5 protein-coding genes are annotated in these 3913 nt (G+C 70.5%); 3 read left to right on the plus strand and 2 right to left on the minus strand.

Annotated features, from left to right (window positions below; all coding sequences use genetic code 11):
- Positions 1-86: 86 nt before the first annotated feature.
- Positions 87-605 carry a hypothetical protein gene (locus AC1DCG_RS24880; protein WP_477031223.1) on the minus strand — a complete coding sequence of 173 codons (519 nt, stop codon included), beginning with the start codon at positions 603-605 and terminating at the stop codon, positions 87-89.
- A gap of 73 nt (positions 606-678) precedes the next feature.
- Between AC1DCG_RS24880 and AC1DCG_RS24885 the strand changes: the two genes are divergently transcribed.
- On the plus strand, positions 679-1860 hold the full coding sequence (locus AC1DCG_RS24885) for a low temperature requirement protein A (protein WP_477037283.1): 1182 nt from the start codon (positions 679-681) through the stop codon (positions 1858-1860).
- Between the two features lie 91 nt (positions 1861-1951).
- Positions 1952-2545: an HAD family hydrolase gene (locus AC1DCG_RS24890; RefSeq protein WP_477031225.1), complete on the plus strand. Its 594-nt coding sequence runs from the start codon at positions 1952-1954 to the stop codon at positions 2543-2545.
- On the opposite strand, the gene pip is transcribed toward AC1DCG_RS24890, so the two are convergent.
- On the minus strand, positions 2542-3531 hold the full coding sequence (gene pip / locus AC1DCG_RS24895) for a prolyl aminopeptidase (RefSeq protein ID WP_477031226.1): 990 nt from the start codon (positions 3529-3531) through the stop codon (positions 2542-2544). The genes AC1DCG_RS24890 and pip overlap by 4 nt on opposite strands.
- A gap of 95 nt (positions 3532-3626) precedes the next feature.
- Between pip and AC1DCG_RS24900 the strand changes: the two genes are divergently transcribed.
- Positions 3627-3884: a low temperature requirement protein A gene (locus tag AC1DCG_RS24900; RefSeq protein WP_101716585.1), complete on the plus strand. Its 258-nt coding sequence runs from the start codon at positions 3627-3629 to the stop codon at positions 3882-3884.
- Positions 3885-3913 lie beyond the last annotated feature (29 nt).

The raw sequence follows: 3913 nt of genomic DNA on the forward strand, positions 1-3913 counted from the left end.
CCCCCAGAGGGGGAGGATTTGAAGCGCCAAGATGCTCCCCCTCTGGGGGAGCTGTCGCGGAGCGACTGAGGGGGCCGCGAAGCGGTTTAGTAGCGCAGCGCCACTTCGGTCGGGACCGGGGGCTGCGCCGGCGGGCCGGCCACCACCTCTTCCGGCAAGCGCGTGTCGAGGATGTCGCCCGAGGTCGAGGCGAAGCTGCGTCGCGGGGCGTCGGCGGGTTCGGTGGGGGCGGTCGGCTGGTCGTCGAGCATCGCGGTGGTGGCGCCCGAGGCCGAGACGATGTCGGCGTCCGTCGGTTCGGGCTCGTAGCTGGCGGGTTCGATCAGGCCCATCTGCGCCATGTCGGCCGAGCTCAGCACGACCGGGGCCTCGTCGACCGGCGGGCGCAGGAAATCCTGGCCGATGACGTAGTCGGGAACCTTGCCGGCGGGCCAGACCATGGGCGCGGCCTCGGCGTACTGGCTGCCGTGGGCCTCGGCGAAGGGCTGGGGCTCGGGCTCCTGCGGGCCGATCTGCATGGCGACGCCGGCGATCGCGCCGAGGGTCAGGGCGACGGGGAGGCCGACGATGGCGGCCCGTGTCTTCAAGAGGTCGAGCGGCTTCATGTCCACATAGCGTTCGAGCCGGGGATTCGTTCTAGGCTGAGGTTCGATTCCGGGCGGAAAGGCGTGAGCGATCATGAGCAAGACCAGGGGCGGCGGCCTGCTGCGGATCCGCGAGGGCGGCCACGCGCGGGTGACCTATGTGGAGCTGTTCTTCGACCTGGTGTTCGTGTTCGCGATCACCCAGCTGTCGCACGGGCTGATCGGCCACCCCAGCCTGATGGGCCTGCTCGAGACCGGCCTGCTGCTGATGGCCGTCTGGTGGGCCTGGATCTACACCGCGTGGGTCACCAACTGGCTGGATCCCGAGCGGCCGCCCGTCCAGATCATGCTGTTCCTGGTGATGGCCGCGGGCATGGTGATGACCATGTCGATCCCCACCGCCTTCGAGGGCCGGGGCCTGCTGTTCGCCCTGGCCTATGTGGGCATCCAGGTGGGGCGCAGCCTGTTCACGGCCTGGAGCGTGCGTCACGACCGCGGGCTGCGGCTGAACTTCCTGCGCATCACCGCCTGGCTGTCGGTGTCGGGCGTGCTGTGGATCAGCGGCGGCCTGCTGCACGACGAGGCGCGGCTGGCCTGCTGGGCCGCCGCCATCGCCATCGAGTACGCCTCGCCGGCCGCCGGCTTCTGGACGCCGGGCCTTGGCCGCAGCAAGACCGCCGACTGGACGGTGGAGGGCGCGCATCTGGCCGAGCGCTGCGCCCTGTTCACGATTATCGCCCTGGGCGAGTCGATCCTGGTGATGGGCGCCACCGCCGCGGGGCTGGAGTGGACGCCCGTGGTGGCGATCTCGTTCGCCTCGTCGTTCGCCGCCAGCATCGCCATGTGGTGGATCTATTTCTCGTTCACCGCCGAGGCCGCCAGCCAGGCGATCAGCCATTCGGACGATCCTGGCCGGGTGGCGCGCATCGCCTACACCTACAGCCACCTCCTGCCGGTGGCGGGGATCATCGTGGCCGCCGTCGGCGACGAGTGGGTGATCCACCATCCGGTGGGCCACGCCGACCCCAAGATCTCGGCCGCGCTGATCGGCGGGCCGCTGCTGTTCCTGCTGGGCGGTGTGCTGTTCAAGCGAGCGGTGTTCCGCATCTGGTCGCCGTCGCGCGGGGCGGGCATGGCGGCCCTGCTGCTGCTGGTCCCCGTCTCGCCGCTGGTCTCGCCGCTCGTGCTGTCGCTGCTGACCACCGGCGTGCTGGTGCTGGTCGGCGGCTGGGAGAGCCTGGCGATCCGCCGGCGCGGGCATCAGCTGCGCGGGTGACGCAGCGCCGCAACGGCGCCGCAAGACTCGTCTATAGACGCGCGCCAGAAGCGCCGCGCTCCTCCCCGCGCGGCCGCAACCGGGACATCCAGTGATCAACGCGCGTTTCCCCGACACCAAGGCCCTGATCTTCGATTGCGACGGCACCCTGGTCGACAGCCTGGGCCTCTACGCCGTCGCCTGGCCGGCGGGCCTGAGGTCCACGGGGCATGCGATGGAGGCGTCCTGGTACCTGGAGCGGGGCGGCTTTTCCGGCGACATGCTGATGGACGCCTTCGAGCGGGAGGTCGGCCAGACGCTGGACCGGGGGCAGGTGATGAAGGCGGTCTGGGCCGCCTACAGCGCCGGGATCGACAGCCTGGCCGAGATCGAGGCCGTCACCGCCATCGCCCGCCAGTTCCACGGCCGCCTGCCCATGGCGGTGGCCTCCAGCGGTCCGTCCGACTTCGTGCGGCTGAGCCTGAAGTCGCGCGGACTGGACGTATTGTTCGACGCCATCGTCACGGTCGAGGACGTGGCGGCGGCCAAGCCGGCCCCGGACCTCTTCCTGGAAGCCGCGCGCCGGCTGGGCGTGGCGCCGGAGGACTGCCTGGTGTTCGAGGACAGCATCCAGGGCTTGCAGGCGGCCGCTGCGGCCGGCTGCAAGGCGATCGACGTGTGCGAGCTGATCGGCGAGGCGGCCTAGCGTCCGTACGCCGCCTCGGTGGCGCGGATCAGGCCGTCGATGACGCCGGGTTCGGTCGAGGCGTGGCCGGCGTCCCAGACGATCTCGAAATGGGCCGAGGGCCAGGCGCGGTGCAGGGCCCAGGCGCTGGCCAGGGGCGTGACCACGTCGAAGCGGCCCTGGACGATCCAGGCCGGGATATGCCGGATCGTGTCGATGTTGTTGAGGATCCAGCCGTCCTCGGGGAAGAAGCCGTCGTTGACGAAGAAGTGGCTCTCGATCCGCGCGAAGGCGATGGCGAAGTCTTCCTCGTTGAACTTCGGCGGCCGGGCCTCGGGGCCGCGCAGCGAGATGGTGTCGCCCTCCCACTGGCTCCAGGCGTTGGCGGCCTCGGCCTGGACGCGGCGGTCGGGATGGACGAGGCGCCTGTGATAGGCGGCCATCAGGTCGCCGCGCTCCTCGACCGGGATCGGGGCCAGGAACCGTTCCCAGGCGTCGGGGAACAGCATCGAGGCGCCGTCCTGGTAGAACCAGGCCAGCTCCTTCCGGGTCAGCAGGAAGACGCCGCGCAGCACCAGGCCCTCGACCCGGTCGGGATGCTTGATGGCGTAGGCCAGGGCCAGGGTCGAACCCCAGGAGCCGCCGAACACGGTCCACTTCTCGATCCCTAGATGCTCGCGCAACCGCTCGATGTCGGCGATCAGGCTCCAGGTGGTGTTGTCGTCGAGGCTGGCGTTGGGCCGCGAGCGGCCGCAGCCGCGCTGGTCGAACAGGGTCATGCGCCAGCGCGACGGGTCGAAGAACCGCCGCATGGTCGGGTTGATCGCCCCGCCCGGGCCGCCGTGCAGGATCACCGCCGGCTTGCCGCGCGGCGCGCCGCATTCCTCGTAATAGATCTCGTGGGCGCTTCCGGTGGGCAGCCAGCCGAAGGAGAACGGCTCGACCTCGCGATAGAGGCCGCGACGGCCGATGGAGGACATGGCTGCGAGTGAAGCGTGACGGTCCATGGCGCGAGCCTAGGCGCTTTGCTCGTCCGTGTGAACGGCGCTTCGTTCATCGACAGGTCGCCTGGACGCCACGATTCCCGCTATGGTGCGCGGACATGAGCACCACGCCCGAAGACCTGACCGACGACGACCTGCTGAACCTGCTGACCGACGATCAGCTGGCCGAGCTCGACAACTCCATCGCCGAGATGTTCGGCGCCGAGGGGCTGGATCGCGCCGAGGCGCTGCTGGTGCTGGCCCGCGTCTACTCGATGCGCGCGGCCGAGCGCGACGAGGCCTCGGCCCTGGCCCTGCTGCAACTGGCCGCCGCCATGCGCCGCCGCGCCGAGCGGCTGATGCAAAGGCCGCAGTAGGGGGGCGTCAGATGCTCCCCCTCTGGGGG

This window comes from Caulobacter sp. 10L414 (assembly GCF_056395525.1).

What these genes read in the sequence shown, in the direction of transcription:
- AC1DCG_RS24880 (WP_477031223.1), bottom strand. Translation starts at nt 605, where the DNA reads ATGAAGCCGCTCGACCTCTTGAAGACACGGGCCGCCATCGTCGGCCTC.
- AC1DCG_RS24885 (WP_477037283.1), top strand. Translation starts at nt 679, where the DNA reads ATGAGCAAGACCAGGGGCGGCGGCCTGCTGCGGATCCGCGAGGGCGGC.
- pip (WP_477031226.1), bottom strand. Translation starts at nt 3,531, where the DNA reads ATGGACCGTCACGCTTCACTCGCAGCCATGTCCTCCATCGGCCGTCGC.
- AC1DCG_RS24900 (WP_101716585.1), top strand. Translation starts at nt 3,627, where the DNA reads ATGAGCACCACGCCCGAAGACCTGACCGACGACGACCTGCTGAACCTG.